This window comes from Vannielia litorea, assembly GCF_018424695.1.
Lineage (GTDB): Bacteria > Pseudomonadota > Alphaproteobacteria > Rhodobacterales > Rhodobacteraceae > Vannielia > Vannielia litorea_A.
In genome coordinates this window covers 1-4,205 of sequence record NZ_QTNQ01000153.1, presented here as the reverse complement: position 1 = coordinate 4,205, position 4,205 = coordinate 1, and the positions used below count along the sequence as shown (strand labels likewise).

3 protein-coding genes are annotated in these 4,205 nt (G+C 68.6%); 2 read left to right on the top strand and 1 reads right to left on the bottom strand.

Going from position 1 to position 4,205, the window contains the following annotated elements:
- Positions 1 to 112 precede the first annotated feature (112 nt).
- Together DYI42_RS23310 and DYI42_RS23305 are read left to right on the top strand one after the other, a co-directional pair.
- A complete protein-coding gene (locus DYI42_RS23310) occupies positions 113 to 1,990 on the top strand; it encodes an acyl-CoA synthetase (protein ID WP_213549431.1) in 1,878 nt (625 codons plus the stop codon).
- Positions 1,987 to 2,727 carry a class I SAM-dependent DNA methyltransferase gene (locus DYI42_RS23305; protein ID WP_213549430.1) on the top strand — a complete coding sequence of 247 codons (741 nt, stop codon included), beginning with the start codon at positions 1,987 to 1,989 and terminating at the stop codon, positions 2,725 to 2,727. The genes DYI42_RS23310 and DYI42_RS23305 overlap by 4 nt, the downstream gene beginning before the upstream one ends.
- 36 nt (positions 2,728 to 2,763) lie before the next feature.
- On the opposite strand, the gene DYI42_RS23300 is transcribed toward DYI42_RS23305, so the two are convergent.
- The coding region (locus DYI42_RS23300; protein ID WP_213549429.1) for a type VI secretion system contractile sheath domain-containing protein at positions 2,764 to 4,205 on the bottom strand (1,442 nt) is incomplete at its 5' end.

Sequence of the window (4,205 nt, the reverse complement as noted above, 5' to 3'; positions counted from 1 at the left end):
CCGCAAACCCACGTCACACCCCCATCGCGCTTGATCCCGCGCCGCCTCTCGCTCACACTCCCGCCACTGGACGAGGCCGGCGCAACGGCCCGCCATGACGGGGAGGACGACCATGAGCTTTCAGAGCACCGCCGATCTGCGCGCGATCGAGAACCAGATGACCTGGGAAGAGCGGGGCATGCCCGCCACGATCTACGAGTTCATCTCGGCCACCAAGGCCAAGCACGGTGCGCGCCCGGCCCTCAGCTACCAGATCTTCTCCGATCCCGGCGCCCATGCCGAAACCCTCACCTGGAACGAGCTGCACGCCAAGACGACGCAGGCTGCCAACCTCTTCCGCTCCCTCGGTGTGGGCGAGAACGATACCGTCGCCTACCTGCTGCCCAATGCCAATGAAACCGTGGTGACGCTTCTGGGCGGCGCGGTGGCGGGCATCGTCAACCCGATCAACCCGCTGCTGGAGCCCGATCATATCGCCGCCATCCTGCGCCAGACCGGCGCCAAGGTGCTGGTGACGATGAAGAGCTTCCCCAAGTCCGACGTGGCCCAGAAGGCCGCCGAGGCGGTCAAGCACGCGCCCAATGTCACCACGGTGCTCGAAGTCGACCTGCTGCGCTACGTCACCGGGCTGAAGAAATGGATCATCCCCTTCATCCGCCCCAAGGTGGACCACGGCCACCACGCCAACGTGATGGATTTCAACACCGAGCTGGCCAAGCAGCGCCCCGATGCGCTGGAATTCCCCGACCCGAAGGAAGACAGGGTGGCGGCCTATTTCCACACCGGCGGCACCACCGGCATGCCCAAGGTGGCGCAGCACAAGGTGTCGGGCATGGTCTACAACGGCTGGATCGGCCACGAGCTGCTCTTCACCGAGCAGGACAACGTGCTCTGCCCGCTGCCGCTGTTCCACGTCTTCGCCTGCCACGTCATCTTCATGGCCGCTGTGGCGAGCGGGATGCACGTGATCTTCCCCACCCCCGCGGGCTACCGGGGCGACGGGGTGTTCGACAACTTCTGGAAGCTGATCGAGCGCTGGAAGGTCAGCTTCATCATCACCGTGCCCACCGCGCTCTCGGCCCTGATGCAGCGCCCGGTGAATGCCGACGTGAGCACCGTCAAAACCGCTTTCTCCGGCTCCTCGCCGCTGCCCGTCGAGCTCTTCAACCGCTTCGAAAAGGCCACCGGCGTCGAGGTGGTCGAGGGCTACGGGCTGACCGAATGCACCTGCCTCGTCTCCTGCAACCCGCCCTCGGGCGAAAAGAAGATCGGCTCCGTGGGCCTGCCCTTCCCCTACACCGAGGTGAAAATCCTGCGCGACGGGCCGGATGGCCCCTCCGAATGCGGCACCGACGAGGTGGGCGAGATCTGCGTGTCGTCGCCCGGCGTCTTCCCCGGCTCGACCTACACGGAGGAAGACAAGAACCACAAACTCTTCCACCACGACATCTACCTGCGCACCGGCGATCTCGGGCGCATCGACGAAGACGGCTACCTCTGGATCACCGGCCGCGCCAAGGATCTCATCATTCGCGGCGGGCACAACATCGACCCGGCGGAAATCGAAGATGCGCTAGCCGGGCACGAGGCGGTGGCCTTCGCCGGGGCCATCGGCCAGCCCGATGCCCACTCGGGCGAGCTGCCCTGCGCCTATGTCGAACTGGTCTCGGGGGCCAATGTCACCGAGCAGGAGCTGATCGACTTCGCCAACGAACGCATCCACGAGCGCGCCGCCTATCCGAAGTATCTCGAGGTGCTGCCTGAACTGCCCAAGACCGCCGTTGGCAAGGTCTTCAAGCCCGACCTGCGGCGCATGGCGATCACCCGGGTCTATAATGAGGCGCTCAAGGGCACCGGGGCCGAGGTGGCCGAGGTGGTGGAAGACAAGAAGCGCGGGCTCGTCGCCAAGCTGAAGAAAACCGGCCAGACCGACGAGGCCAGGGTGGCCGAAGCCCTCGGCAGCTTCACCCGCCCCTGGGACTGGGCGTGAGCCTCACCTTCGACGAAGCCACGTTTGGCGCGCTCAACGCCGAGGGCTACGACGAAGGCACATTCCCGGACACACTGGAAGACAGCGTCGCGCTTATCTCTGTGCTGGCGGGGCAGGGAAGGGTGCTGGAATTCGCCATCGGCACCGGGCGCGTCGCCCTGCAGCTGGCCGCACGCGGGCACGTCGTGGCGGGCATCGAAGGCGCGCCCGAGATGGTCGAGAAGCTGCGCGCCAAGCCGGGCGGGGAGGCGCTGGAGGTGGTTCTGGGCGACATGGCCGAGGCCCGGGTGCCGGGCGAGTTTTCCCATGCCTTCCTCGTCTTCAACACGCTCTTCAACCTCACCACGCAGGAGGCGCAGGTGCGCCTCTTCGCCAACGCCGCGCGACACCTGGAGCCGGGCGGCAGCTTCCTGGTCGAAGCCTTCGTGCCCGACCTCGCCGGGTTCACAGACGGCCAGCGCGTTTCCACCAAGGCGATGGACATGGAGAGCGCCGTGATCGAGGCCGCCACATGGGACGCGGTGAACCAACGCCTCGACATGCAGCGCATCCACATCCGCGCCGAAGGCAACCGCCTGGTACCGCTGGTCATGCGCGTGGCCGCCCCGCCCGAGATCGACCTGATGGCCCGCCTCGCCGGCCTCAGGTTGGAGCACCGCTGGGGCGGCTGGGCACGCGAGCCCTTCACCGCCGACAGCCGGATGCATGTTTCGCTCTATCGCAAGCCTGCCGCCTGAGGCCTGACGCGATCCAGTTGAGCGCCTTGCGGCGCATTACATGTTTTGTCTGGCGCTCGGCGGCGGCTGGTGCGCTTTGAACGGCAAGGTCAGCTCCAGCGGCACCGGGCTGGCCCCGCCCTCCAGCCTGTGCCCCGGTGTCATCACCAGCCGTGTTCTTGTGGCCTCTCCCGGCGCGATGTCGAAACTCACCGCCTGCAACGGATGGCGCGCCATCTCCTCGGCGGTCATCGCCCCGATATCCGCCCGCACTTGCCCGGCGAACCAGCCGCGCACCCGCGCCTCGAAGCGCTCCGCTGCCTCGCCCTCGGGCGCATCGGCGGCCATCCGCATCACGTGCTGGGCATAGCGGGTGGCGAAGAGCAGGTAGGGCAGGCGGCTGAGAACCCGCGCGTCCCCATCGGGCGGCAGCGCGAGCGTCTGCGCGCCGAAGAAGCAGGCCGCCATTTGCCCCTTGCACCTCAACGCTGCCGCCAGTCCGAGCCGCGCCAGATGCGCCTCCTGCCGTTCGTCCAGATTGACCTCGACGGGCGAAAGCCCCGCCGCCCCGGTCTGCGGCAGCCACTCCACCAGCCCACCGCCCTCCTGCCCGCGAATCTCGGTGGCCCAGCCATGCACCGCGACGGAACGAGCGATGTTGGCTGCCAAGGCGTGAGCCGGGTTGACCCAGCAGGGCGGGCCGGCCTCTTCGAAGACGAAAGCCTCGACCGGGGCAGTCCTGTCACCCCAGGGCAGGCGGCCAAGAAGGCCGGGCAGGCCGAGGCAGAGATAGCGGCTCTCCGGCCTGTCCCGCAGCGCCCGCCAGCCTGCGTGCTCCGGCCCGTCGAAGGCAGTTTCCAGCACCTCCCCGCGCGGCGCCGTCCCGCCTTCGAACAGCGTCAACGCCGCCTGCGTGAGCACCGGCATCTGGCAGGCGGCGCCGAGCCGGGCCAGCGCGGCAAGGCGGGGTGCGTCACGATGATCGAAGGCCCGGTCCACCACCAGCACGGCAACGGGCGCTGCGCCGGGGGTGGCGTACACACCGTCGAAGAGCAGCGCCTTAAGCCGCTCAGCCGCTGCGTCTAGCTCGTTCTCCGCCACGTCGAGCACCCGAAGCTGCACCAACCCGCCCGGCGGCAGCTGCCGCGCCAGCCCGGCCAGCCCGCGCCAGGCCCGCTCCAGCGCCCGCATCTCGGGGTGGGCGAGGATTTCGTTCACCTGGGCCGAAAGCGCCGCGTCGATCTCGCCAATGAGCGCGCGCAGCGTGGCCTCCGGGTCGGGCGACACGCACGAAGGCCGCCGCAGCGCCTCCACCGCCAGCCTCCGGGTCAACCGTTCGATCATCGCCGCCCGCGTGGCCGTGGTCTCCCGCGGCGGTGGTGCCCAGTCCAGCAACGCGGCAAACTCCGAAAGGTCGGCGGCCTCCCCGCGCCGCCGCCCGCCAAACACCCTGCGCAAAAAGGCCCACATGGTCAGCACCTCCGCCCCCAGCCTGCGCC

Coding starts and splice junctions, on each gene's coding strand:
- DYI42_RS23310 (WP_213549431.1), top strand. CDS start 113: ATGAGCTTTCAGAGCACCGCCGATCTGCGCGCGATCGAGAACCAGATG.